Annotated in this window: 28 protein-coding genes and 1 other RNA gene; 19 read left to right on the plus strand and 10 right to left on the minus strand. The window is 47.6% G+C overall.

Features of this window, described 5'->3' with window-relative positions; genetic code table 11:
- Entirely contained in the window at positions 1-561 is a 561-nt protein-coding gene (locus AWU56_RS05375) for a YajG family lipoprotein (protein WP_006956486.1), read from the minus strand.
- Between the two features lie 144 nt (positions 562-705).
- On the opposite strand from AWU56_RS05375, the gene AWU56_RS05380 reads away from it, so the two are divergent.
- The 3 genes from AWU56_RS05380 to ffs all read left to right on the plus strand — a co-directional run bounded on the left by AWU56_RS05380 (position 706) and on the right by ffs (position 2,804).
- Positions 706-1,794 carry a ketoacyl-ACP synthase III gene (locus AWU56_RS05380; protein ID WP_286681959.1) on the plus strand — a complete coding sequence of 363 codons (1,089 nt, stop codon included), beginning with the start codon at positions 706-708 and terminating at the stop codon, positions 1,792-1,794.
- Between the two features lie 90 nt (positions 1,795-1,884).
- Complete coding sequence (locus AWU56_RS05385) at positions 1,885-2,634, plus strand: enoyl-CoA hydratase-related protein (RefSeq protein WP_286681960.1); 750 nt, start codon at positions 1,885-1,887, stop codon at positions 2,632-2,634.
- Positions 2,635-2,707: 73 nt separating this feature from the next.
- An RNA gene (gene ffs / locus AWU56_RS05390) (signal recognition particle sRNA small type) lies at positions 2,708-2,804 on the plus strand.
- Between the two features lie 22 nt (positions 2,805-2,826).
- On the opposite strand, the gene AWU56_RS05395 is transcribed toward ffs, so the two are convergent.
- Both AWU56_RS05395 and priC read right to left on the minus strand, forming a co-directional pair.
- Positions 2,827-3,735, minus strand: a complete 909-nt coding sequence (locus AWU56_RS05395; RefSeq protein WP_286681961.1) for a histone deacetylase family protein — start codon at positions 3,733-3,735, stop codon at positions 2,827-2,829.
- Positions 3,735-4,247 (minus strand): primosomal replication protein PriC, encoded by a 513-nt coding sequence (gene priC / locus AWU56_RS05400; RefSeq protein WP_286681962.1) that lies wholly within the window; start codon positions 4,245-4,247, stop codon positions 3,735-3,737. Before priC ends, AWU56_RS05395 begins: the two co-directional genes overlap by 1 nt.
- A 470-nt stretch (positions 4,248-4,717) precedes the next feature.
- Between priC and AWU56_RS05405 the strand changes: the two genes are divergently transcribed.
- The 16 genes from AWU56_RS05405 to AWU56_RS05480 all read left to right on the plus strand — a co-directional run bounded on the left by AWU56_RS05405 (position 4,718) and on the right by AWU56_RS05480 (position 19,259).
- Positions 4,718-5,506 (plus strand): DUF3450 domain-containing protein, encoded by a 789-nt coding sequence (locus AWU56_RS05405; RefSeq protein ID WP_006956491.1) that lies wholly within the window; start codon positions 4,718-4,720, stop codon positions 5,504-5,506.
- On the plus strand, positions 5,503-6,873 hold the full coding sequence (locus AWU56_RS05410; RefSeq protein ID WP_006956492.1) for a MotA/TolQ/ExbB proton channel family protein: 1,371 nt from the start codon (positions 5,503-5,505) through the stop codon (positions 6,871-6,873). The genes AWU56_RS05405 and AWU56_RS05410 overlap by 4 nt, the downstream gene beginning before the upstream one ends.
- A 4-nt stretch (positions 6,874-6,877) precedes the next feature.
- A complete protein-coding gene (locus AWU56_RS05415; RefSeq protein WP_006956493.1) occupies positions 6,878-7,402 on the plus strand; it encodes a MotA/TolQ/ExbB proton channel family protein in 525 nt (174 codons plus the stop codon).
- A 12-nt stretch (positions 7,403-7,414) separates the two neighbouring features.
- Positions 7,415-7,816 carry an ExbD/TolR family protein gene (locus AWU56_RS05420; RefSeq protein ID WP_006956494.1) on the plus strand — a complete coding sequence of 134 codons (402 nt, stop codon included), beginning with the start codon at positions 7,415-7,417 and terminating at the stop codon, positions 7,814-7,816.
- A 1-nt stretch (position 7,817) separates the two neighbouring features.
- On the plus strand, positions 7,818-8,432 hold the full coding sequence (locus tag AWU56_RS05425) for an energy transducer TonB (protein WP_006956495.1): 615 nt from the start codon (positions 7,818-7,820) through the stop codon (positions 8,430-8,432).
- Between the two features lie 15 nt (positions 8,433-8,447).
- Positions 8,448-9,728 carry a tetratricopeptide repeat protein gene (locus tag AWU56_RS05430; RefSeq protein ID WP_006956496.1) on the plus strand — a complete coding sequence of 427 codons (1,281 nt, stop codon included), beginning with the start codon at positions 8,448-8,450 and terminating at the stop codon, positions 9,726-9,728.
- Between the two features lie 284 nt (positions 9,729-10,012).
- Positions 10,013-10,390, plus strand: a complete 378-nt coding sequence (locus AWU56_RS05435) for a response regulator (protein ID WP_006956498.1) — start codon at positions 10,013-10,015, stop codon at positions 10,388-10,390.
- 8 nt (positions 10,391-10,398) lie between these two features.
- Positions 10,399-10,929, plus strand: a complete 531-nt coding sequence (locus tag AWU56_RS05440) for an adenine phosphoribosyltransferase (RefSeq protein ID WP_286681963.1) — start codon at positions 10,399-10,401, stop codon at positions 10,927-10,929.
- Between the two features lie 18 nt (positions 10,930-10,947).
- Positions 10,948-12,870, plus strand: a complete 1,923-nt coding sequence (gene dnaX, locus AWU56_RS05445; protein ID WP_006956500.1) for a DNA polymerase III subunit gamma/tau — start codon at positions 10,948-10,950, stop codon at positions 12,868-12,870.
- A 24-nt stretch (positions 12,871-12,894) separates the two neighbouring features.
- Positions 12,895-13,221, plus strand: coding sequence for a YbaB/EbfC family nucleoid-associated protein (locus AWU56_RS05450; RefSeq protein WP_006956501.1), 327 nt, complete (start codon positions 12,895-12,897; stop codon positions 13,219-13,221).
- A 9-nt stretch (positions 13,222-13,230) separates the two neighbouring features.
- Positions 13,231-13,839 (plus strand): recombination mediator RecR, encoded by a 609-nt coding sequence (gene recR, locus AWU56_RS05455; protein WP_286681964.1) that lies wholly within the window; start codon positions 13,231-13,233, stop codon positions 13,837-13,839.
- Between the two features lie 68 nt (positions 13,840-13,907).
- The gene (gene htpG / locus AWU56_RS05460) at positions 13,908-15,824 is read left to right on the plus strand and encodes a molecular chaperone HtpG (protein ID WP_286681965.1); all 1,917 of its coding nucleotides are present in this window, start codon (positions 13,908-13,910) and stop codon (positions 15,822-15,824) included.
- 117 nt (positions 15,825-15,941) lie between these two features.
- The gene (gene adk / locus AWU56_RS05465; protein WP_006956504.1) at positions 15,942-16,586 is read left to right on the plus strand and encodes an adenylate kinase; all 645 of its coding nucleotides are present in this window, start codon (positions 15,942-15,944) and stop codon (positions 16,584-16,586) included.
- A gap of 87 nt (positions 16,587-16,673) precedes the next feature.
- Entirely contained in the window at positions 16,674-17,072 is a 399-nt protein-coding gene (locus AWU56_RS05470) for an MAPEG family protein (protein WP_286681966.1), read from the plus strand.
- Between the two features lie 11 nt (positions 17,073-17,083).
- Positions 17,084-17,866, plus strand: coding sequence for an alpha/beta fold hydrolase (locus AWU56_RS05475; protein WP_286681967.1), 783 nt, complete (start codon positions 17,084-17,086; stop codon positions 17,864-17,866).
- A 13-nt stretch (positions 17,867-17,879) separates the two neighbouring features.
- Entirely contained in the window at positions 17,880-19,259 is a 1,380-nt protein-coding gene (locus AWU56_RS05480) for an MATE family efflux transporter (protein WP_272977458.1), read from the plus strand.
- Here AWU56_RS05480 and hisIE read toward each other — a convergent pair.
- Genes hisIE through hisD form a run of 7 tightly spaced genes read right to left on the minus strand, consistent with a single transcriptional unit; the run spans position 19,256 to position 25,422 of the window.
- Entirely contained in the window at positions 19,256-19,864 is a 609-nt protein-coding gene (gene hisIE, locus AWU56_RS05485; protein ID WP_272977457.1) for a bifunctional phosphoribosyl-AMP cyclohydrolase/phosphoribosyl-ATP diphosphatase HisIE, read from the minus strand. The genes AWU56_RS05480 and hisIE overlap by 4 nt on opposite strands.
- A gap of 1 nt (position 19,865) precedes the next feature.
- Positions 19,866-20,657: an imidazole glycerol phosphate synthase subunit HisF gene (gene hisF / locus AWU56_RS05490; protein ID WP_286681968.1), complete on the minus strand. Its 792-nt coding sequence runs from the start codon at positions 20,655-20,657 to the stop codon at positions 19,866-19,868.
- Positions 20,627-21,376: a 1-(5-phosphoribosyl)-5-[(5-phosphoribosylamino)methylideneamino]imidazole-4-carboxamide isomerase gene (gene hisA / locus AWU56_RS05495; protein WP_286681969.1), complete on the minus strand. Its 750-nt coding sequence runs from the start codon at positions 21,374-21,376 to the stop codon at positions 20,627-20,629. Before hisA ends, hisF begins: the two co-directional genes overlap by 31 nt.
- Positions 21,373-21,963, minus strand: a complete 591-nt coding sequence (gene hisH, locus AWU56_RS05500) for an imidazole glycerol phosphate synthase subunit HisH (RefSeq protein WP_286681970.1) — start codon at positions 21,961-21,963, stop codon at positions 21,373-21,375. The genes hisA and hisH overlap by 4 nt, the downstream gene beginning before the upstream one ends.
- Positions 21,960-23,036, minus strand: a complete 1,077-nt coding sequence (gene hisB, locus AWU56_RS05505; RefSeq protein WP_286681971.1) for a bifunctional histidinol-phosphatase/imidazoleglycerol-phosphate dehydratase HisB — start codon at positions 23,034-23,036, stop codon at positions 21,960-21,962. Before hisB ends, hisH begins: the two co-directional genes overlap by 4 nt.
- Positions 23,033-24,100, minus strand: a complete 1,068-nt coding sequence (gene hisC / locus AWU56_RS05510; RefSeq protein ID WP_286681972.1) for a histidinol-phosphate transaminase — start codon at positions 24,098-24,100, stop codon at positions 23,033-23,035. Before hisC ends, hisB begins: the two co-directional genes overlap by 4 nt.
- Entirely contained in the window at positions 24,097-25,422 is a 1,326-nt protein-coding gene (gene hisD / locus AWU56_RS05515; RefSeq protein ID WP_286681973.1) for a histidinol dehydrogenase, read from the minus strand. The genes hisC and hisD overlap by 4 nt, the downstream gene beginning before the upstream one ends.
- Positions 25,423-25,426 lie beyond the last annotated feature (4 nt).

Here is a 25,426-nt window from a genome sequence, read left to right on the forward strand (position 1 = left end):
TTAACCTCGCGTTTCCGTCAGACGTAGCTGGGGATCGTTAGCAATATCGTTGAGTACCTGCTGTAGCAGACGCTTAAACTCACGCTCGATAGTTGCTTCATCGGGGTTAGAAACTCCCTCCGACTTACTGGTTCCCGTGAATGTCCGTGCATAAGAACGATTCATTCTTTGCGCTTCGACGCGAATGTTTAATTGATAGTCGAGTTGATATTTTAATGCTGTCTCGGTGTGCTCGACCACCGCCTTATTGATAGACACATACCAATTGAGGTCGCCCTGACCGCTGACAATCCCTGACTGTTGAAACGCTTGTTTGACGATCGCTGTCAGCGGCTGTGATGGTGCGGAAAACTGATTAGCTTTTTGGGTCTCTGTATCGATGTGGCGATAGAGGTAGCTGTGAGGTCGTTTATCTTGCACCATCAAGCGAGAAACACTGCCTGAAAGTTGTGATGTTACCGTCGGCGGTTCGACGATCAGATCAGAATCAATTGTCGAGCAACTGCTAATTGACAGCAGTGCCAGGGCGGAGAGGGCTGTGAGCTTTACTAGTTGACGCATGGCTTCCTCGTTTTAGTCATTCACGTAACACAGTTTCATGCTATCATACGGTAAAATTGTGCCTTGCAAAAATGCTTTACTGATATCTAGCAAAGCGATACGGTGATAAGGCAACGCGTTGTCAATGAAGTTAAAGGTTTTGTCGTGAAAAAATACGCAGAAATTACAGGATGGGGAAAGTGCTTACCGCCAGCAGTCATGACCAATGATGATTTGGCAACATTTCTAGATACCTCGGATGAATGGATTGTATCGCGAACCGGAATTTCAGAGCGACGAGTCAGTCATGTAGGGACGTCTAAACTTGCGACGGTTGCAGCACAGAATGCGCTCGCGGCCGCTGGATTGAACCCAGATGATATCGACCTGATTATTGTCGGTACCTGTACTGCCGATGAGATCATTCCTAATGTCGCTTCAGCAGTGCAACAAAACATTGGCGCACCGAATGCAGCAGCGTTTGACCTCAATGCGGCGTGTAGTAGCTTTCTTTACGCCATGCATGTTGCAACCCAAGCTATTCAAACAGGCGCTCATAAAAAAGTGTTGTTGATTGGTGCCGAGCGCCTGACGCGTATTCTCGACTGGACCAAACGTGAGAGTGCAGTGCTATTTGGCGATGGCGCAGGAGCAATGGTTTTGGAAGCGAGTGATGAAGAGGTAGGTCTACTTGCCAGTCATATTAGCTGTGATGCTGATGCGCGTGACGTGTTGAGTCTTGATTTTGGTTTGAGCTTCGACCGCTTTGGCTTTGATGGCATTATGCAGTTCGATTTTGTTGGACAAGAAATTTTTAAGCGTGCGGTCAAAGGCATGAACGCAGCGGTTGAGAAAGTATTTCAGCAAACCGGCTTAAGTACCGAAGATGTTGATGCGCTTATTCCGCATCAAGCGAATAAACGTTTAATCGATTATCTCGCGAAGTTATGTAAGGTGCCTTCTGAGAAAACCGTGATAAATATTCAGAATTACGGTAATACATCTTCTGCAACCTTACCGATCGCTTTTTGTGAAGCGGTAGAAAACGGCACTGTTAAGCCAGGAGATACCATTGTCTCGGCAGTGTTTGGCGGCGGACTAACCTGCGGCGCCGGCTTGATCCGTTGGGGTCAGCGCGTCACACCGGTTAACCCTCCGTTCTATGAATTGGAGCCCACCGACTTAACCGCTTTAGATATGATTGTGCCGATGCACGAGAAGACGGCGGCGGCTTGGGCAAAGCGAGATAAATAATTCGTCTTTAAAGTACAAATAGCACTGATATTGTGGTGAAAAACTGATAATCTCGTGAGAGTGGTACAACCAGTTTCACGAGATTTTTTTATGACAGAACAACAGCACATTATTATTGATAAGAACGCCAGTGTAGTCACTATCCGACTTAATCGGCCTGCTAAGAAGAATGCTTTTACGCAACAAATGTATTCGGAAGCAACTGCCGCGCTGAAAGCCGCTGACGAGGACGAGACGATTAAAGTGGTCGTTTTCGAAGGGAGCGGTGATAGTTTTTCTGCGGGTAATGATCTTAACGACTTCCTATCCATCGAGTCACTGGATGAAACGGCTCCTCCTTTTAAGTTTCTTCATTTACTCAATAAAGTGAAAGTGACGTTGGTCGCGAAGGTCAATGGCTTAGCTATCGGCATTGGTACAACCTTGCTGTTGCATTGCGATCTTGTCTATGCGGCTGATAATGCAGTATTCGCTTTACCTTTTGTGCAGTTAGGGTTACTTCCAGAGGCGGGCTCAAGTTTATTGCTACCGCGCATCATGGGACACCAACGTGCATCCGAATTATTGCTACTAGGTGATTCGTTCTCTGCGAACAAGGCACGGCAGTATGGGTTGGTAAATGACGTGGTGGAGGCCGACAAACTTAATACGCGTGTTGATGAGGTAGTCGAACATCTGGTTAAACAGTCGCGCGGTGCTTTAAGAACCTCGAAGAAATTGATCAAAACAGAGTCGGATACTGTATCTGAACGTATTAGTCTAGAGGCTGGCTACTTTGCCAAAGCGCTCAGCTCTGATACTGCTAAGCAAGCAATAGCGGCCAAACTGAAGAAAAACTAGGCAGTCAGCGCACTGGGGCTTGTTTACCTTAGCTGAGTGCGCGATAATGCGCTTTCACGAGTTATGGTGACCCTGCGGGTCCCCTCGCGACACTAACTGGCAAACCCGGTCAGGCCCGGAAGGGAGCAGCCGTAGTCGGGGATGTGGGCGCCGAGGTGTGGCTGGTAGGGTCGCCACCCGTCTCTTTATATCCTAATCACTCCATACTTGATGACTTGCACGCAGTAATTGAGCGTGAGCAAGAATTAGGCGCGATAGGTTGCGTTGATAACCACCCCCGATTACCGCAGCTAAACTAATATTATTTTGCTTCGCGTAGTCCAGCACAAAATAGTCACGTGAAAAAATGCCCTCGATAGATACATCAAGATGTCCGAGATCGTCGCGACGATATATGTCCACCCCTGCGTCATATAAAATCAAGTCGGGTTTAAAGTCTTTGGTTACTTTGTGCAATGTATGTTTCACGGCATCGAGGTACGCGCCATCGGTGGTACCCTTGGGTAAGGCGACATCGAGGTCAGAGTCCACTTTAGTAAAAGGGAAGTTTCGTTCACCATGAATAGAGCAGGTGAAGATATTCTCGTGGTCTCTTAAAAGCGTCGCTGTACCGTCACCCTGGTGAACGTCGGTGTCGAATATCAGAATTTTTAAATTGGGTTGTGCTTTTGTGGCTAAAACCGCACTCATCGCGAGGTCATTGATCAAGCAGAAGCCGCTGCCCCAATCATGGTGTGCATGGTGGTAGCCACCTGAGAAATGAATAGCAATGCGCTTATCGAGTGCTGTCTTCACCGTCTCGAACGTACCTCCAGCTGATGTCAGGGTGCGGGTCAGTAGTTGCGTTGACCATGGAAAGCCCACTTTGCGCCATTCCTTTTTGTCAAACTGATTCGTGATGAGCTTATTGATGTAGTTTGAACTGTGAGCTAACGCTACTTGGGACCAGTTCATTGGTGTCGGTTGAATAAACTGATCGGGCTGCGCGCCGTGCGCTAATGCCCATTGATATAGCATCTTATATTTATGTATTGGATAACGGTGCCGCTCTGGTAGCTGTAGCTCGCTATAGATTGGATGGTAAATAAATGGAACCTTCATCAGCCTTCGTCCATTATTTGAATTTGCCGCTCAACCTGACTGATTGCCTGTTGGCATCGGTTGAGACGCTTTTGATAAGCCTGTGCCTGAACAAGATCTCCTGACTGCTGAAACAGTTCCGCTTTATTTCTGAGTCTTATTTCATATTGGCGATACTTGGCTAGCGTTCGATGAAGCTGCCCATGCTGCGCTTGGAGCTGGGCGCGCAGATCGAAATCAGCGTCGGGCGGACGACTGTTTTGCAGTAACGCGCTTAGAGAAAGAACTTGCTCGCTGATTTTTTCGGCAAGATATTGCTTTCTCTCGTTATCATCGCTTGTTATTAATTTATTAATAAGCTGCTCAGTTTCATTTACGTAAGCAACCGCAAATTGGGACCGCGTAGTAAACAGATTTTCCGCAAACCATTGCTCGGCAAAGCGTTTATTGGCTTGTTGTTGGTCGAAAACCTGCGCTTTTTCACGTAACACTGCCAATGCTCGAGTAAATTGTTGTAAATATGTTGGGGTCATGGCTTGCCGTAAATTTGCGGATTTAGAGTATTCTACCTAAATTAAAAGTAGCTTGCCTTTTAACAATCGATAATAGTTAAGTTATTAGTTGTTTAAATAACGTTGAAATTTGTAACGGAGTGTTGTTCGTCGATCAAAAAGTGATACTATGCGAAATAGGGTTCAGCTATGCAAAACTGCTCGGCAGTTGAGTTAGAACTGGACACTTGATTGACAGGAAGTTACCGCGAATAGCGGTTGGAAATGAATTCCGTTGGTAACATGGATTGATGTCGCACGGCTATCATAACGCAGTTAACGCTGTTTCAGCAGGTTGACAGCGTATGGTCATCGTGGGACTATTCCTGTGAATGTGCGCACTTTTTAAGGCGCGTACGCGGATAGAATTTAATCTTTTCGTCACTCAATAAAACTGGTGTTTCACGTTGTAAAACGTTGGAGCGGAAGTTAATTCAAATTGGTTGGGAACTATGACCAAAGTAATCAAGAGAACCAAACTCGCCGCAGCCTTAATGGGCGCAATGGCGGTTGCTGGCACCAGCGTTGCTGCTGCACAGCAAGTTGATGTAGCTAAGCTACAGAAAGAAGAGCAGCAAATCTTGAATGCGCAAGAGCAATCTCAAAAGAAGATTGATTCTTTGTATGAGCAAAGCCAAGATTTGTTGATTGAGTATCGCTCTGTTGTTGCTGAATACGAGAACCTCAAGGTCTACAACGACCACGTGGCTCGTTTGGTTGCTGACCAGCAGTCCAACATCGATTCACTTCAGCGTCAGATCGACACCATCGAAGAAACCAAGCAAGGCGTGGTTCCATTGATGTATGAAATGATCGACGCGTTGGAAGAGTTCGTTAAACTCGACATTCCAATCCACAAAGAGAAGCGTTTAGAGCGTGTTGAACGTCTTCGCGATATCATGGGTAACGCGAACGTATCTACCTCTGAGCAATTCCGTCAAATCATTGAAGCGTACCAAGCGGAGATGGATTACGGTCAAATGCTTAACGCTTATCAGGGTAACCTGAACGTCGACGGCGAAGAAGTTGCTGTAGACTTTTTCCACATGGGTCGCGTTGTATTCGCAGCACAGTCATTAGACTTGAAAAATGCGTGGTTATACAACAAAGACACCAATGAGTGGACTAAGTTGGAAGACGAGTTCTTGAATCCTCTTACCACAGCGATTCGTATGTCACGTAAGCAAACTGCTTACGATCTGGTGAAACTTCCAGTATTCGCAGCGGAGAGTGCAGAATGAAAAAATTAGTTAGTTCGTTAATGATTGCAGCAGCAGTCAGCCTTTCTGCAGGTACGACGCTCGCTGCGCAAGCACAAGACAATCAGCCAGAAGCAAAGAGCTTAGACGAATTGCTTCAATTGGTTGAAAAAAATCGTATTTCTTCTCGTCAAATCAGCGAAGAGCGTGAGCAAGAGTTCATGTCAGCGCGTGCCGATAAGCAGGCGTTGTTGAACAAAGCTAAGCAGCAGCTGAAAGACGAACAGGCACGCGGTAAACGTTTACAAAACCAATTCTCAGAAAACGAAATCACTTTGGCGAACAAAGAGCAAGAGCTCGAAAATGCTAAAGGTACGTTGGGTGAGATGTTCGGTGTTGTACGTGGTGCGGCAACTGAAACTATCGGTCGTATCGCGACTTCAATCGTAAGCGCTCAATACCCAGGCCGTGAAGATGTTCTTCAAAGCCTTTCTGAAGCTAAAGAGCTTCCGACTTTGTCTGAACTTGAAGACCTTTGGACTGCATTGTTAACCGAAATGGTTCAATCAGGTAAAGTTGTTCAGTTTGACGCGGAAGTATTCAGCTTAGCGGGTGGTTCTGAGCAGCGCACGGTAACTCGTGTGGGTGTTTTCAACCTGATTTCTGATGACCAATACCTGACGTATAACGACACGACTGAACAAATTCAGCCGTTGGGTCGTCAGCCAGATGGTTATGTAACAAGCCAAGCTGATACCTTCACTAGCACTGACAGTGGCTATGCAGGTGTTTACTTGGATCCATCAAAAGGCCAAATCTTGGGTCTATTGACTCAGAAAGCGACGTTGATGGAACGCTATCACCAAGGTGGCACAGTAGGTTATGTAATCACCGTGGTATTAATCATCGGTTTGATTATCTCTTTGTTCAAGCTTGTGACGCTTACAGTCGTAGGTGGCAAGATGCGTTCGCAGCTTAAAAACATCGAGAATCCTTCAGACAAAAACCCATTGGGTCGCGTATTGAAGGTTTACCATGAGAACAAAAATGCTGATGCTGAGAACCTTGAGTTAAAACTTGACGAAGCAATCATGCGTGAAACGCCGAAGATCGAAAGCGGCATCAACGTAGTGAAAATCTTCGCAGCTATCGCACCATTACTTGGTCTCTTGGGTACCGTTGTGGGTATGATTGGTACGTTCCAATCAATCACATTGTTCGGTACAGGTGACCCGAAAATCATGGCGGGTGATATCTCTATGGCGTTGGTAACAACAGCTATGGGTCTTATCGCAGCGATTCCATTGATTTTGGCTCACAGTATTGTGGCATCACGTAGTAAATCAATTATTCACTTGTTGGATGAGCAAGCTGCGGGCATCGTAGCCGCTCACTCGGAGAAGGAGTAAGTTCATGCTTTACCTGATGGAACTATGGGAATCTATCAGGGATTTTATTGCGACCGGTGGCGACGTATTGTACGTCGTCATGGGGGTACTCTTTCTAATGTGGGTACTGATGATTGAGCGTTATTGGTACTTAACGAGTGCTTTCCCTAAATTGCGAAAAGATATCATCGCACGTTGGGATGCTCGTAAAGATACCACCTCATGGTACGCACATAGAATCCGCGAAGCATGGATTTCCGAAGCGAACGATAAATTGAATGCACGTATTCTGTTGATTAAAACTTGTGTTGCACTTTGTCCTTTAGTGGGGCTGCTCGGTACAGTAACCGGTATGATTACCGTATTCGAGATCATGGCAGTGCAAGGTACCGGTAACCCTCGTCTAATGGCGTCGGGTATCTCGATGGCAACTATCCCGACTATGGCGGGTATGGTTGCAGCGTTATCCGGTATGTTCTTTGCGACCCGACTCGAGAGTCGTGTTCGTCGCGCTAAGCAGAACTTGGTCGACAGTCTGCCACATCACTAAGAGAGTATTACTATGGCAAGAAATCGTATTCGTGAAGAGGAAGATGCAGCGATTGACATGACGCCGATGCTGGACATCGTATTCATCATGTTGATCTTCTTCATCGTAACAACCTCTTTCGTTAAAGAGGCTGGTATTCAGGTGAATAAACCTGAAGCAAACCAGGCCAACAAGGAGCCTTCAGCTAACATCTTTATCGCGATTCGCGACACAGGTGAAGTCTGGATGGATAAGCGTCAAGTTGACGTAGAACGCGTGGCAGCAAACCTTGAGCGTATGCTTGCTGAGCAACCTACTGACTTAGTGGTTATTCAGGCAGACAAGAAAGCTGAGCATGGTCGTGTTGTAGAAGTCATGGACCAGGTTAAGGAAGCGGGTATCGATAAGATATCCATAGCAGCGGAGACTAACTAATATGGTGCGCTTTTTAGTATCTTTAATACTAGGTGCGGCCGTTACGTTTGCTCTGTTTGCTTTTATGGCTTACTTAATCGGTGGGGGGGCTAAGAGTAACGAAGCTCCGCCTCCCACTCCGGTCATTGACATCGTAACGTCGCCGCCAGAGTCCGACGTTCAAGAGCGCCGGAGAACTCCTCCGCCGCCACCACCGCCGCCTCAGGCTCCGCCTGAGACACCGCAGTCTGAACCAGATACTTCAGATTCGGGTGGTATGAACATGAGTATGGGCTTCGACGTCGATGTGGGTGGCGCTGACACTGGTTTGTCAGGCCCCGGCAACTTGTTGAACCAAGATGGTGATGCTACGCCAATCGTTCGAATTGAGCCTCGTTATCCACCTTCTGCGGCGCGTAATGGCACCGAAGGTTGGGTACAGTTGAGATTCACTATCGACGAACAAGGTGGTGTTACCGACGTTGAAGTAATTGACTCAGAACCTCGTCGAGTGTTCGACCGAGAGGCACGCCGCGCGTTATTGCGTTGGAAGTACAAGCCTAAGGTCGTAGACGGTAAGCCTGTTCGTCAAGAAGGTATGACTGTTCAGCTCGACTTCAACATGGATGGGCAATAAGAAATGAAAACTGTAATGAAGACATTTGTTACTGCCCTTGCTTTTGGCTTGGTTGTGGCTACCGCTCCGGTAGCCGCTCAAGACCTCGGTCTTGATTTGCCAAGTAAAGAAACCGTTGAAGCGCAGAAGAAAGCTCGTAAAAACCAAGTCGCCTCACAGCGCGTTGGTCGGGCGATCATGGATGCGTTCGAGTTGTACGAGCAAGAGCAGTTACAAGCAGCTATCACTATGCTTGAGGAAGAATTGCCAGATACAGAGGGTTACGATCGAGCTTATCTAAGTCGTTTCTTAGGTACACTCTATGCGCAAGCAGAGCGTACCGATGAAGCATTGCCAATGTTGAAAAACGCGGCTGACGAAGATGTACTCGGATGGAGTGACCAAGCGGCTGTTTTGAAGTTAGTGGGACAACTGAGTCTGCAAGAGGAAAAATTCGAGCAGTCAGTGACTTACTTACAGAAATGGTTCGAATTCACTGGTGAGATGGATCCTCAGTCCTTGTTCTATGTTGCTAATGCTTATTATCAACAAAAGGAATTCGCTAAGATCGTACCTTATGCAGAAGCGGCACTGAAGTATGCGGATGAGCCGAAGAAAGACTATTATACGCTACTGATGGCCTCTTACTTTGAACGTAAGATGTACGACAAAGCTATTTCGACGGTCGAGGAAGGCTTAAATGTGTTGCCTGAGACGATCTCGTGGTGGCCGCAACTTGCACAAATGTATATGCTCAAGGAGAACCTTGCAAAAGCATTGCAGACAATGGAAATTGCGTATTTAGCGGGTTATCTGAAAGAGGAAAACCAATTTAAGTTATTGGTTCAACTCTATGATAACGAGGGCGTCCCTTATAAAGCTGCGACGACGATGATAAAACACATCCAGTCAGGCGATATTGAGGGTACAGCTAAGAACTACTCTACCGCAGCGAATAGCTTTCACCGCGCTAAAGAGCTTGCACAAGCAGCAAAATGGTACGGTAAAGCCGCTGAGTTGGCAGATGACGGTGATAACAAAGGCGAGTATTTGCGTAAGCAGGGTAACCTGCTAGTGCAAAACGAGCAGTATGTAGCTGCGACGACTCCGCTCAAAAATGCATTAGATTATGCACAGGGTGATGATAAAGGTCGTATCTACATGTCACTAGCAGAAGCATTCTTCTATGGTGGCGATTATCGTCAGGCACTGACTTATGTGAACGAAGCGGCTAAGTTTAGCAATCAGCGTCGTAGTGCGCGCAGTTGGAAAGGTTATATCCAATCCACAGCGAAACGCAAAGGCGTCGATTTATAAAGCTTAAGTTGATAGAAACCCCGCATTCGCGGGGTTTTTTTTTGCCTATATTCACCTATGTCAGCCACTTTTATAACGATTAGATTTAGAGTATGATCAGCGCCGACTTTATTCGGAGGAATTTTCATGGGTAGTAACAATTATAAAGATCCTTCAAGCGGTAAATTTTTGTTGATTGCCGTCTTACTTTTTGTTTTCGCAGGATGTCTCCCACTAGTTTTGCGCTTTTTTCAATTGATCGGTGCGTAAAGACTACGTGCGTTCCTGAAAAGGACCTTAATGTTATGACGATTTCTACGCTCGTGGTCGACGATAACGCCAATACACGAGCTGATATTGGAAGCAGTTTGTCTAGCTTGGATATCAACCTGGTGTTTGCGAACGATGGTTTAGACGGATTAAAACAAGCCAAAGAGGGCTGTTTTGATCTCTTGATCATTGATCATAAAATGCCATTAATGGACGGTCTCACGTTACTTAAAAACTTACGTCAGCTTGGCCAATACCACCATACGCCGATTTTGTTTGTTACCACACAAGACGTGACAGAGGTAGAGCCTTTAGCGCTTAAACATGGTGCTACGCGCTGTTTGAGTAAACCGTTACAGGCACAGTTTTTGTGTGATGTGGTGAGCTATTACACAAAACGTTCGGTTGCTTAAGGATAACTATGGATTTGATCAAGTCTATCCGGGATAGTATTCGAGCAATCCCAGATTACCCTAAGCCAGGAATTACCTTTAGGGACATTTCACCGTTGTTGCAGTCTAAAGATGCGTTCAAATCGACCATCGAGGCTTTTGCGCAACGCTATCAAGGGCTAGGCATTGACCAAATTGCGGCGGTAGAAGCGCGAGGCTTTATTTTTGGTGCAGCACTTGCGCAACGGCTCGGTTGTGGGCTGACTTTGTTGCGTAAGCCAGGAAAGTTACCTGGGCCTGTGGTCAAAGAGACCTATGCGTTGGAGTATGGCGAGGATGCACTCGAGATACAAGAATGTGCATTTAAAGAGCCCCAACGAGTTCTTTTGATGGACGACTTACTCGCTACTGGCGGGACAGTCGCGGCCGCGGCAAAGCTTCTATCTCGGACTCAAGCGGAATTGTTAGAGGCTGCATTCGTCATAACATTAGATGATCTTCCAGGCGAACAAAAATTGCAGGATCTTGGCATATCGTGCTATACCTTGTGTCGATTCTAATCAATTAAGAGGCGGTTAATGGCTTATCAAGTGCTTGCTCGTAAATGGCGCCCGATGCAGTTTGATCAAGTAGTGGGTCAACAGCACGTGCTCGAGCCCTTATTCCATGCACTTGAACAGCAACGACTGCATCACGCCTATCTGTTCACCGGCACACGTGGTGTGGGTAAAACCACCATCGCGCGTATTTTAGCGAAGGCGCTGAATTGTGAACGTGGGGTGAGTGCTCGACCGTGTGGAGAATGCCCAAGTTGTGAAGAGATAGAGCAAGGTCGGTTTGTTGATCTTATCGAGGTCGATGCTGCTTCGCGTACTAAAGTTGAAGATACGCGAGAGTTGCTTGATAACGTACAATACCGTCCAACGCGTGGAAGGTATAAGGTCTATTTAATAGACGAAGTACATATGCTTTCTCGCCATAGTTTTAATGCACTCCTAAAAACCTTAGAAGAGCCTCCTGAGCACGTTAAGTTCCTTTTAGCTACGACGGATCCGCAAAAACTACCAGTGACGGTGGTGTCACGCTGTTTGCAATTTAATTTACGTGCGCTCGATCGTGAGCAAATTGTAGGGCAACTTGAATATGTTCTAGAAAATGAAAATGTACCTCATGATGCCCAAGCCTTAACCTTATTGGCGCAATCAGCCAAAGGTAGTATGCGTGACGCATTAAGCCTCACTGATCAAGCGATAGCGCAAGGGCAGGGTAAAGTTCAAGTTGAATCTGTGCAGCGTATGCTTGGACACCTCGCTGATGCGCATGTACATCCCCTTTTGGATGCGCTCGCGAGCGGTGATAGCGGTTCAGTGTTCGAAAAATTTGATGAATTAAAAAGTTTGGTACCTGATCCGTTAATGATTCTTAACGAATTACAGCGTGTTATACACCGGATCGCGTTAATACAGCAAATTCCTGCCATGATGGGCGCTGAGGACAAAACCAACACGACTGAAGCATTACTGCGAAAGTTACCCGCAGAAGTACTGCAGTTATATTATCGGATCGTAATAGAGGGCAAAAAAGAGGCGCCTTATGCGGTGGACCCGCAGAGCGCTGTCGAAATGACATTGTTGCGACTGCTATCTTTTACGTTCGAGAATCCCGAATCAGGCGAGGAGGCTTTAACACGTCCGCCTGAATCGAATTTAGACACAATAACGCAGTCGGAGCAGGCTGAAGAAGCAGCTCACGCAGGTCAGCACAGTGGCGATACTTCGATACAGAGCGAAGCTGATGATACGTCCGCACTGGAGGCTCAGCAGCGCGATATTGAAGCGCAAGCCGCTCAACATAGAATGTCGAGACCAGCAGAGGGTGTTGCTGAAGATAACTCGGTTGCGCCTGATGAAGGACTAGCATCACTGTTGAACATGCGACAGGACTTGTCTGGTCATCAAGAGCCGGAAAAAAAAAATTCTGAAATAGATATTGAAACGCCGTCCGAACAGCCTCATTTACCAAGTAGACAGCCCGATAAACAGCATGCTGAGCCTGTGCAAACGACTCCAGTTAGTCTGAGTCACATACAACAGCGGTTTGATTCGTCGACACGACGCGCAGCCGATGTAGACAGCTGGGCTGCGCTGGTCGATGCGACAGCGGTACAAGGCTTGACTCGACAACTCTTGCTAAATTCGGTGTTGGAAAAAGTAGGTCATCAACAGTGGTGTATTTGGGTGACTGAAGAACAGCAAAGTTTATTAAGTGAAAAAACGGTAGCCCTTGCCAGAGAGGCCTTATGCGAAGTGTTGTCGGCACAAGGGGAGTACCGCTTTTTGGTTGGCTCTCAACAAATGAGCACGCCGTTGCTAATTCAGCAGGCGATTGATCATTACCGGTTGGAGCAGGCGAAGTTATGGTTGCAGAATGACTCGGGATTTAATGAGTTATTGAATTCATTTGACGCGGTGACTGACGAAACGTCTATCAGCGCACGATAAAATTTAGCAATAGAGGATTTGACCATGTTTAAAGGTGGTATGGGAAATATGATGAAGCAGGCGCAGCAAATGCAAGAGCGCATGCAGCAAGCCCAGCAAGAGATCGCTGAAATGGAAGTGACCGGCGAGTCCGGTGCAGGTCTTGTTAAAGTAACCATGTTAGGCAACCACAACATCAAGCGCGTTGAAATTGATGAAAGCCTGATGGACGATGATAAAGAGATGCTTGAGGATCTGATTGCAGCGGCAACTAATGATGCAGTCCGTCGCGTAGAGGAAACGAGCAAAGAACGTATGTCGGAAATCACTGGTGGTATGGGTCTACCACCTGGTTTTAAGATGCCGTTCTAGGTTCATTCTATGAGTGAAGGAATCAGTCCCGCGATTGATCGCTTGGTTGACGATTTAAAACGTCTACCAGGCGTGGGTAAAAAAACGGCGCAACGTATGGCGTTCCATCTATTGGAACGAGACCGAGAGGGTGCGCAACGTTTGGCTGATTCCTTGCACAACGCAGTTGAGCGTGTAGCTCACTGTCAACAGTGCCGCACACTGACCGAAGAGCCTTTATGTCGTATTTGCGCCAACCCCGCGCGCAGTGAGCAAGGTACGTTATGTGTAGTAGAGACACCTGCTGACGTATTGGCTATTGAACAAACATCGCAATTTAAAGGTCGTTATTTTGTTTTAATGGGTCACCTATCTCCCCTTGATGGTATAGGCCCAGAGGACATTGGTCTTGATGAGCTCGAAGCACAGCTTAAGAGCGCTGTGATTGAAGAGATTATTTTGGCGACTAATCCTACCGTAGAAGGCGATGCAACAGCTCACTATATCGCCGATATTGCCGAATCTTTGAATGTAAACACGTCTCGAATAGCTCATGGTGTGCCCGTTGGCGGCGAACTAGGCTATGTTGATCAGGCTACCCTTGGACATGCATTCACTGGACGTAAAAAATTTGGTTGACGCTTGAAATTGCCTACATCGCCCCCATTTCTTACATGAAAAGGTGGTTGAAGTAGGAGAACACAATTATGGCGGAAGCCGCTCAAACCGAAAAACATGGATTTCAGACAGAAGTTAAGCAATTGCTTAACCTGATGATCCATTCTCTATATTCAAATAAAGAAATCTTCTTACGTGAACTGGTATCGAATGCGTCTGACGCGGCCGATAAGTTGCGTTTCAAAGCACTTAGCGATAACTCGTTGTATGGTGAAGATGGCGAGCTTCGTGTGCGAATCGCGATCGACAAAGACAACCGTACGCTAACAATAAGCGACAACGGTATCGGCATGACGCGTGACGAAGTGATGACTAACTTAGGCACCATTGCTAAGTCGGGTACGGCTGAGTTCTTCGGTCAGTTATCGGGTGATGAGGCGAAAGATAGTAAGTTAATCGGTCAGTTTGGTGTTGGTTTTTACTCAGCATTTATCGTCGCCGACGAAGTTACTGTGCGTACGCGTTCTGCCTATGAGTCACCGGAACATGGTGTCGAGTGGCACTCTAAGGGTGAAGGCGAATTTGAAGTTGCAGACACCCATAAGTCGCAGCGCGGAACAGATATTATTTTGCATTTGAAAGAAGATGCAGATGAGTTCTTAGATGACTTCCGTATTCGTGGGGTGATTAACAAATACTCAGAACACTTGAGTATCCCCGTCCAAATGTGGAAAGAAGCGGTTGAAGAACAAAAAAATGATGACGGCGAAGTTATGACGCCTGCCCAAGAGGCTCAATGGGAAACTGTGAACTCGGGTCAAGCCTTATGGACGCGCGATAAAGCCGATATCAGCGACGAAGAATATAAAGAGTTTTATAAGACTGTAGCGCATGACTTTGACGATCCGCTGTTATGGAGCCATAACAAGGTTGAGGGCACACACGAATACACCAGCCTTCTTTATATTCCTAAACGAGCTCCTTGGGACCTTTGGAATCGTGAGCAACAGCAGGGGGTAAAACTCTATGTGAAGCGTGTCTTTATTATGGATGACGCTGAGCAATTAATGCCGACCTACTTACGCTTTGTTAAAGGTCTTATTGATACTAATGACCTCCCATTGAACGTATCCCGTGAAATCTTGCAAGATAACAAGATTACTCGCTCAATGCGTAATGGTAGTACTAAGAAAGTGTTGCAGATGCTCAAGAAATTGGCAAAAGACGACGCCGAGCAATATCAAGGCTTCTGGGATACTTTTGGTAATGTGTTAAAAGAGGGTCCTGCGGAAGACAGTGGTAATCGGGAACGCATCGCTGAGCTGTTGCGTTTTGCGTCGACACATACTGATGAGCAAACTCAAAATGTCAGTTTAGATGATTACGTTGAACGGATGAAAGAAGGCCAAGACAAGATTTTCTATATCGTCGCCGACAGTTTTGAGGCCGCGAAGAATAATCCTGCCCTTGAGATCTTCCGTAAGAAAGGCATCGAAGTACTATTGCTCTCTGAACGCATTGACGAGTGGTTAATGAGCCATTTAACTGAGTTTAAAGAGAAGTCGTTGCAGTCGGTAACGCGCGGCGATTTAGACTTAGGCGACTTAGATGATGAAAATGACAAGGCCGAGCAAGAAAAGTCAGAAGAAGCGTTTAAAGAACAGTTAGAACGCTTTGAGAAAGCACTCGGTGAGCGCGTTAAAAAAGTGCGTGTAACGCACCGTTTGACTAATTCGCCTGCGTGTATCATTACCGATGACAATGATATGAGCACGCAGATGGCTAAGCTGATGGAAGCTGCGGGTCAGAAAGTACCTGAAACAAAATACATTTTTGAGGTTAACCCGGATCATCCTTTAGTCGTAAAAATGCAAGGCAAGAACGATGAGGAATTTGCCGAGTGGGCTCAAGTACTGCTTGATCAAGCTACGCTCGCAGAGCGCGGAAACCTTAAGGATCCAGCGTCTTTCGTGGCTCGTCTTAATAAGTTAATGCTTAACGCATAATCACGCTATAGCGCACAGCAACAAACGCTTGCTGTGCGCCTCTTTTCTTGTAAAAACGCCCTCATCGGGGTAAAGTTCCCCTCAGACACTTGAATACAAATATAAACGAGGCTGTTTATGCGCATTATTTTGCTCGGCGCTCCGGGTGCGGGAAAGGGCACTCAAGCTCAATTTTTGATGAATACCTTTGGTATCCCACAGATTTCAACGGGTGATATGCTACGAGCCGCAATCAAGTCCGGCTCAGAGCTTGGTAAGAAAGCAAAGCAAGTGATGGATGCAGGACAACTGGTTTCTGATGAAATCATCATCGAACTAGTCAAAGAACGTATCGCGGAACCGGACTGCCAAAACGGTTTCTTGCTCGACGGCTTCCCGCGCACGATTCCACAAGCTGACGCCATGCGTGAAAACGGTATCGAAGTTGACTACGTACTTGAGTTTGCGGTACCTGACGACGTGATTGTTGAGCGTATGAGTGGACGTCGTGTACACCCAGGTTCAGGTCGTGTTTATCATATTAAACACAACCCACCTAAAGAAGAGGGCAAAGACGATGAGACCGGTGAAGAGCTGGTTATTCGTCCAGACGACCAAGAGCAGACCGTGCGCAAACGCTTAGCGGTCTATCATGAGCAAACAGAGCCTTTGGTTGAATATTATCAATCACTCGCAAAAGAAACGGACACCGAGTATCATCGTATTGATGGAACTCAGCCAGTCGAAGCGGTTAGCAAGGAACTTGGTGCGCTACTTAAATAGACAGTTGCACTGAAAGGCTTTGATAGAGGCTCACCCCACTGGTGAGCCTTTTTAATTTTATGCGTTACTAATTTATCGGAGAACATCATGGCAACCCTCACTGTAACGAGTTTATTTGCTGGTATTCTGGCATTGATCTACGTTGTACTTTCGGTTCGCATTATTCAGCTCCGTTGGCGTCATCGTGTAGGTATTGGGACCAATAAAGTTGAAGAATTACAACGCGCTGTGCGCGCGCACGGTAACTTTATAGAATACGTTCCGTTGATGTTGTTGATGCTTGCTCTTATCGAGTTTAGTGGGGTTGGCAGTGCATGGATCTATGGCTTAGGTGGTGCGTTGACCATCGCTCGTATTGCTCACGCTGCGGGTCTATCCTCTAACGCAGGTGTGTCCTGGCCTCGTACGGTCGGTGTCCTCGGCACATTCAGCGTGTTGTTACTGCAAGCGGGCATTTTAATCGGCATCTTTGTTGGCCAGCTATAGGAGACATTGACGTGCAGGAGTTAGCACCCGGAATTTCTTATCTGCCCTCGCAGGGCGAAGTCAAAGGCACCTGTGTATTGCTTCACAGTTCGCAAAGTTCTAACGCGCAATGGAAAATACTGCAACAAACGTTAAGCAATGACTATAACGTTGTAGGGATCGATTTATTGGGCTACGGACGTGCGCCTGACGTGGAGTCTGCGCCGCATTTTCGCTTGCAGCAAGAAATTACGCGCATCGAAAGAGCACTCAAGCCAACCTTGGGTAATCAGTCGCTAATTTTGATTGGTCATTCTTACGGTGGGGCGGTTGCGCTAAAAATGGCGCAACAAAAACATTTTAATATTGAGCGCGTGGTTGTGTATGAGCCAGTCAGTTTTCATGTGTTGGAGGAAGATTCTCCTGGCATGCAAGAAATTCGGCAGGTGAGTGATGCGATGCACGGGAAAGATGAGGTAGAATGCACGCGCACCTTTATTGATTACTGGAACCAACCCGGTTATTTCGATGCTCTGCCAGAGCGTGTTCAAAAAGGTATGGTTGCGCAAGCGGCAAAAGTTGCGCTGGATTTCGACGCACTATTAAATGATGAACTAACGCTTAAAGATTATCAGCAGGTTGAAGCGCCTGTATTGATTTTACAAGGTGAATACACACGTCGCAGTGCGCGAGCGGTGGTTAAAGCATTATCCACGGCGCTGACATCAGTGACTGTAAAACCCGTCCAAGCTGGACACATGGGACCTCTTACGCATCCGGCTGAGGTTAACCCACTTATTCTTGACTTTATTTAGGATGTTGTAAGTCATGGCCAAACACACGCACGAAATTAGAAAGCTCGCTAAACTGACCGGCCCTATATTAGTCGCGCAACTGACGCAGATGCTCATGAGCGTAGTCGATACAGTGATGGCAGGGCGTAAAGATGCGGTGGATTTGGCAGCCGTTTCGGTGGGTGGCAGTATTTTTGTACCGGTCACTTTGTTGATGTTTGGTATTGCACTCGCGTTGGCGCCTATCGTTTCGCACTTTGACGGCTCAAAGAAGTATCGCCGCATGGCGAACATGCTACAGCAAGGGTTGTATGCGTGTGCTATTTTTGGCGTGTTAGCTTTGGTGGTCTTGCAGTTTTCGCCCTACATTCTTGATTGGATGGAGGTGGAGGATCGCTTCCGGCAAGTGACGCTAGATTACGTTAATTACATTGCGTGGGGTGTACCCGGTTTTGTTATTTATGTGATTTTAAGAAACTTCTGTGAGGGATTATCCAATACCATGCCATCCTTAGTGATTGGCTTTATTGGGTTACTCATTAATATTCCGGCAAACTATATCTTTATTTACGGTCACTTTGGCGCGCCCGAACTCGGTGGTGCAGGGTGTGGTTTAGCATCGGCTTTGGTGTTTTGGGGCATGGCTATTTCGATGGCGATCTATGTATTCACCAGTCGTCGTTATAAGAAGCTTCACCTACTCAGACGCTGGTATCCACCTAAGTTCGATGACGTGGCGTATATTATAAAAATAGGCTTTCCTATAGCGATGTCACTGTTTTTTGAGGTCAGCCTATTTGCCGCAGTGGCGTTACTGATTGCACCATTAGGTCCAACAGTGGTATCTGCTCACCAAATTGCATTGAACATCAGCTCGTTGGTATATATGGTGCCATTGAGCATTTCGATGGCCGTGACACTTCGAGTGGGTTTTGCTTTAGGCGCTGGTGAGCCCAAAAATGCCATGCTGAGTTTTAAAATTGCGATGGTATTCGGCATGGTATTCGCCGCGGTTAACGGTATCATCATGTATTTAGGTGGTGCTTGGCTGGCAAGCTTGTATACGCCTGATACCGCGATTATTAATCTTGCCGCAACGCTGATGGGATTGGCGGCGATTTTTACGATGTCGGATACGTTTCAAGCCGTTGCTATGGGAACCTTACGGGGATACAAAGACACCAAATGGCCGATGATCATGGCGTTTATCTCGTATTGGCCATTCGGCTTAACAGTCGGCTACATTCTTGGACGCACTGACTGGTGGGTGCCTCGCATGGGGGCCGCGGGCTTTTGGATTGGCTTTATTAGTGGCTTAACAGTCGCCGCGGTGATGCTCACCATCCGCTTGCGCTACGTATCTAAGCATTACGAGCGCAAGCAGTTCGAGCAAACAGTCAACAACGCCACTTAACGGTGGCGTTGGTGTAGTACCTCAAGCACTTGTTCGAGGCTCAAATCACTCGCTTCTAAAGTCACCAGTAGGTGATAAAGTAAATCGGCACTTTCATTAAGTAATTCATCTTCATCCTGCACAGTGGCGGCAAGCGCAACCTCAACACCTTCCTCACCCACCTTCTGAGCGATACGCTTAATGGGTTGGCTTAATAGTTTTGCGGTGTAGCTTTCGTCAGGTGAGGCGCTGCGACGCGCTTTAATGATGTTGTTTAACTGCACTAAAAAGGGTGCAGGCGCTTCGGCAAAACATGAACGCGTACCTAAGTGGCAAGTCGGTCCTTGCGGTATTGCTTGGACAAGAATCGAATCATTGTCACAGTCGCGGTAAGCGCCAGTGAACTGTAAAACATGACCCGACTGCTCACCTTTTTGCCAAAGTCGCTGCTTGCTACGACTGTAAAAGGTCACCGCTTTGGTCTGCAAGGTTTGTAGCAATGCATCGCGGTTCATGTAACCTTGCATAAGTACTTCGCCGGTTAGGACATGCTGTACAATACAGGGAACAAGCTGATTCATTTTCTCCCAAGCAAGTTGGTCTACCGTGCTTTCAGTAATTAGCATGTTACAAAACTCCTTGTTCGATTGGACGAATAGCGATGCCTTCGTCAATCAGTTGTTGCTTCAGCTCCGCCATGGCGATGATATTCTTATGAAACACCGAAGCGGCTAAGGCGCCATCAACATCGGCTTGTTTAAATACATTGGTAAAATGGTCAATGGCACCTGCGCCACCAGACGCGATCAGCGGCACTGAACAGTGACGTCGTATTGATGCCAGTTGTTCGACATCATAGCCTTTTCGTACACCATCTTGATTCATACAGTTGAGAACGATCTCACCGGCACCGCGCGCGATGACCTCGTTGACCCAATCTTTGGTCTGCCACTGCGAGCGACGTGATTTGCTCTCGTCACCGGTAAACTGATGCACCTCGTATTCACCGCTGTCCGCATTAAAATAGCTATCAATACCAATGACGACACATTGCTGACCAAACTCATCGACCATCTCATTGATCAGTTCAGGGTTCATCAGTGCAGGCGAGTTAATCGACAACTTATCAGCGCCCATGGAAAGGAGCTCACGACCATGAGCCAGCGTACGAATACCACCTGCGACGGTAAACGGAATATCGATTTCGCGCGCGACGCGTTCAACCCAACTCTTGTCGACCGTGCGACCATCGGAGGATGCCGTAATATCGTAGAAAACCAATTCATCAGCGCCTATTTCCGCATAGCGTTTTGCTAAGGGTAAGATGTCGCCGATCAGTTCGTGATTACGAAATTGAATGCCCTTGACGACTTGACCGTCACGAACATCTAAGCAGGGGATGATGCGTTTTGCCAACATTGGATCGCCTCCTCTAAACTAAATGCACCCGTCAGTAATGACTTACCTAAGATGACATGGTCACACTGGACGGCTTTCAAGCGTTGAATATCTTCGAGACTATTAACCCCGCCCGATGCCTGCCATTGAATGGCTGGGAAACGCTTTTTATACGCTTCGTACAATGCCACATTACTGCCTTGCATGGTGCCGTCACGGCTGATGTCGGTGCACAATACATGGGTGCAACCCAATGCGGAGAAACGTTTGAGTATGTCGTCTAATTTCACTTCACTGGATGACTGCCAACCATGAGTCGCAACACGCGCAATGCCATCCGCGTCAATATTGACATCAAGTGCGAGTACGATTTTCTCAGCGCCAAATTGTTTAAACCAAGCCTCAACCTGTTCCGGATCGGTAACGGCCTTTGAACCAATGACTACTCGTTTAATACCGCAGGCAAGAATTTCTTCGATATCTTCGGTGCTGCGAATGCCGCCACCCGCCTGACAGTTTAAAGTGGTCGCTGTGCAAATTGTACGCAATGTTTCGAGTTGGCGATTTTGCGGGTTCTTCGCACCATCTAAATCGACCAAGTGTAGCCATTCTGCCCCCGCAGCTTGGTAGCTTTGCGCCTGCTCCACTGCATCAATGTCGAAGGTGGTTTGTTGATTAAAGTCACCTTGATAGAGGCGCACAACCCGGCCACCAATTAAGTCTAATGCAGGAATCATCATAATGCGTTCTCCAAGAAACGTTTAAGCATGGCACGACCGACCGCACCTGAGCGCTCAGGATGAAATTGAGCACCGATAAAATTATCTTTGCGGATCATGGCCGCGAAGGTATCACCGTAATCACAGGTGGCGATGGTGTAGTCATCTTTTGCAACGGCGTAACTGTGAACAAAATAACAATAAGGCTCGGTGTCATTATCGAGCAACGGATTGGTGTTGGTTGCACAGACGTTATTCCAGCCCATATGCGGCAAAGGTCTATCACCGACCTGCATACGTTTAGTTTGCGCAGGAATTAAGCCTAAGCACTCCACGTCACCTTCCTCAGAGTGTGCTGTCATCAGTTGCATACCAAGACAAATACCCAATGTAGGTTGGGTGAGCGCTTTGATGGGCTCAATTAACTGTTTACGTTGCAGATTGCGCATCGCTGCAGCTGCTGTTCCCACACCCGGCAAGATGACGCGATCAGCGGCGCCGATGATCGCCTCATCGTCAGTAATTACAGGCTGATAGCCTAGGCGCTCAATGGCAAACTTTACCGAGGTGAGATTCGCACACTCGGTATCGACAATTACAATTTTCACGCGAGCATTCCTTTACTTGAAGGTAACTGTTGGTCGCCCGTTTTTGCCACGGCTTGACGCAGCGCGCGACCAAAGACTTTAAACAAGCTTTCAACCTGGTGGTGCGTGTTGCCCTCAGTCGTTGACAAGTGCAAGCTAATCGCCATTGCATCGGTGAGCGAGCGGAAAAAGTGCTCAACCATTTCGGTTGATAATTCGCCCACTTTGTCGCGCGTGAAATCCGCCTGCCACTTGAGGTAAGGTCGACCTGAAAGATCGATAAGACACTCAGCACGACACTCATCCATCGGCAATGCAAAACCAAAACGGCCAATACCGCGTTTGTCACCTAAGGCTTGGCGTAGTGCCTGACCTAGTGCCAGCGCCGTATCTTCAATGGTGTGGTGGTCGTCAATGTGTAAATCACCTGTCACATTGACGGTTAAGCTGATGCCAGCGTGTGTCGCAATTTGCTCCAGCATGTGATCAAAGAAGCCAATACCCGTCGAAAATGAGCGCGGTGTTGCATTATCGAGGTCAACTGCAATACGAATATCGGTCTCATGGGTGGTACGGATCACCTTAGCAGAACGCGAGCGTTGGGTCAGGTCGCGCACGATAGCGTTCCAATCTAGGTTGGCACGGTCATATCGAATACCGCGTATACCCATACTCTCTGCAAGTTTCATGTCCGTTTCGCGATCGCCAATCACATAACTATCGGTGAAGTCGATAAGGCCTTTTTGTAGGTAATCCTGCACCAAGCCGAGTTTTGGCTTCCGGCAACTACAGTTGTCTTCCTCAAAGTGTGGGCAAATCAGTACGTCGTCGAAGCGCACGCCTTGACTTGCAAAGACAGCCATCATTAAGTCATGGGGCGCGTCGAAGTCGGCTTGTGGAAAACTGTCTGTCCCCAGCCCGTCTTGGTTGGACACCATGACGAGGCGATAACCCGCCTGCTGTAACTTAAGCAGGGCAGGGATCACATTCGGCTCAAATTCGAGCTTACTGACGCTGTCTAACTGTTTGTCGACAGGTGGTTCAAGCACCAGTGTGCCGTCACGATCGATAAATAGCCAACGTTGCTGATTCATTGAATATCTCCAAAAAAGCGTTTCAGTGCATCAATAACAAGTGTGTTTTCTCGTTCATTACCGACGCTGATGCGTATTGTGTTGTCGAGTCCGACTTGTGCTGATTGATTACGTATTAATATACCGTTCTGCTGCATGGTCTGCATGAGGCTTTCGGCATCGGCAACACGATACAATAAAAAGTTCGTTTCACTCTCGGCAACTAACGCCATTGGCAGTTCCGCTAATTCATCGCGGATGCGCTGGCGTTGTTTGACGGTGCGTGTTACGTCGGCTTGAACGCGTTCGATGCCCACAGGCGATAACGCCTGGCTAGCAATTTGAATGGTCAAGTCTGGCAGCGGATAAGGCGCCAGTACTTTCTGCAATACGGTAATGACGTCCTCGTTGGCGAGCGCAAAACCACAGCGTGCTCCCGCGAGCGCAAACGCTTTAGATAAAGTACGCAACACCACCAAGTTAGGATATTTCGCTAACCAATCGACGACACTCGCCTCGGCACAAAACTCGATGTAAGCCTCATCAACGACCACGAGACTGGTCGTCGCGAACTTAAGCACTGCCTCGATATCTTCTTGCGCAAGCCGATTACCGACAGGGTTGGAAGGAGAACACAAGAAAATGAGACGAGCGTCTGCGCAACGCGCCTTGATAGCGTCTAAATCGAGTTGATAAGACGAAGTTAACGGTACCGAGACAACGTCAGCCTCATGCGTTTGCGCAGAAATTGCATACATACCGTAGGTCGGTGGGCAGATAAGCACACGGTCTTGTTTAGGTTCGCAAAACGCTTTGATAAGTAGTTCGATTGCTTCGTCAGACCCGCGGCAACTTAATACCTGTTCAAGGCGAACATTAGCATAGTCCGCATAAGCTTGATTGAGGCGCTGCGACTGAAACGATGGGTATCGGTTCAACTGCGAGCAATCCAGCGTGTAATCGTATGCGTAGGGTGACTCGTTGGCGTTTAGCCATACTGAACCGCCGCTCATCGAGCGCCGTGCTGACGCGTAGGGCACCAAGGTTTTTAAGTGTGGACGCTGTAACTGTTCGGCTAAGCTCATACTTTGTCCTCCTGCGCCTCTAAGCGAATGGTCACGGCGCGTTTATGCGCATCTAAGCCTTCGATTTCGGCGAGCGTGGTAATGCTGTCAGCGAGATCAGCTAAACCATCGCGAGTCACCTCTTGCAACGTGTAGCGGCGATAAAAGTCCAATAGCCCCAAACTGCTGTAGTTTTTTGCGTAGCCATAGGTCGGTAAGACGTGGTTTGTACCAGTTGCATAATCGCCACCCGACTCAGGGGTATAGTGACCCACAAAAATCGACCCTGCTGTAGTTAGTTGCTCACTCAATGCTGCTGCCGCATCGGTTTGTACAGCAAGGTGCTCGGGTGCGTAACTTTGTGTAACAGCAACCGCCTCGGCTAAGCTTTCAGTGACAATTAACCGACTTGAAGCAAGCGCTTGCCGCGCGATGTCGACGCGAGGTAATGCATTGCATTGCGCAACAAGCTCAGCTTGCACCGCTTGGGCAAGCGCAGCTGATGGTGTGACTAGAATAACCTGTGAGTCAGGTCCGTGCTCTGCTTGAGATAATAAATCAGCAGCGACAAAACGCGCATTGGCGGTGTCATCAGCGAGCACTAACAGCTCTGAAGGACCGGCCGGCATATCAATGCTAATGCCGCTATCGTTTTGACTTAATTGTTGCTTTGCTTCTGTCACAAACGCATTGCCCGGGCCAAATACTTTATCAACTTTAGGTACGGACTCGGTTCCGTATGCCAACGCTGCGATTGCCTGCGCACCGCCACACATAACTAAGGTATCGATACCACATTTTTCTGCAGCGTAGACGACTTCCGGTGACATCTGACCTTGTTTATTAGGCGGCGTCACCAGTACACGGGTTTTACAGCCTGCAATCTGTGCGGGTACGCCTAACATGAGTGCGGTAGAAGGTAAGGTCGCCGACCCCCCAGGGATATAAAGACCGACCGATTCAAGCGCCGTGTATTTTAGTGTGCAGCGCACGCCTGGTGAGGTGTTCAGCGTAATATCTTCAGGTGTTTGCGCGAGGTGAAAGGCACGAATATTGTCATAGGCTTTATCAATCGCCGCTTTAGCTCGCTCGGAAACCTGTGCCAGTAACGCTTGCTTCTGTTCACCGTTTAACACCAATTGCGAGATGTCTGCACAATCAAATTGACGGGTGTAGTCAAGTAACGCTGCGTCACCTTCAGTTTTCATGCGCTCAATGATTGAGCGCACGGTTTCTTTCAGCTCAAGTGAGCGGCTCTGTTCAGGGCGAGCAAGCGTGGCTTGTCGCTCTGAATTGCTAAGCTGTGACCATTGTGTGATGGCAATGCTTTGTCGCGATAACATACCG

This window comes from Idiomarina sp. T82-3, from assembly GCF_001577655.1.
Lineage (GTDB): Bacteria > Pseudomonadota > Gammaproteobacteria > Enterobacterales > Alteromonadaceae > Idiomarina > Idiomarina baltica.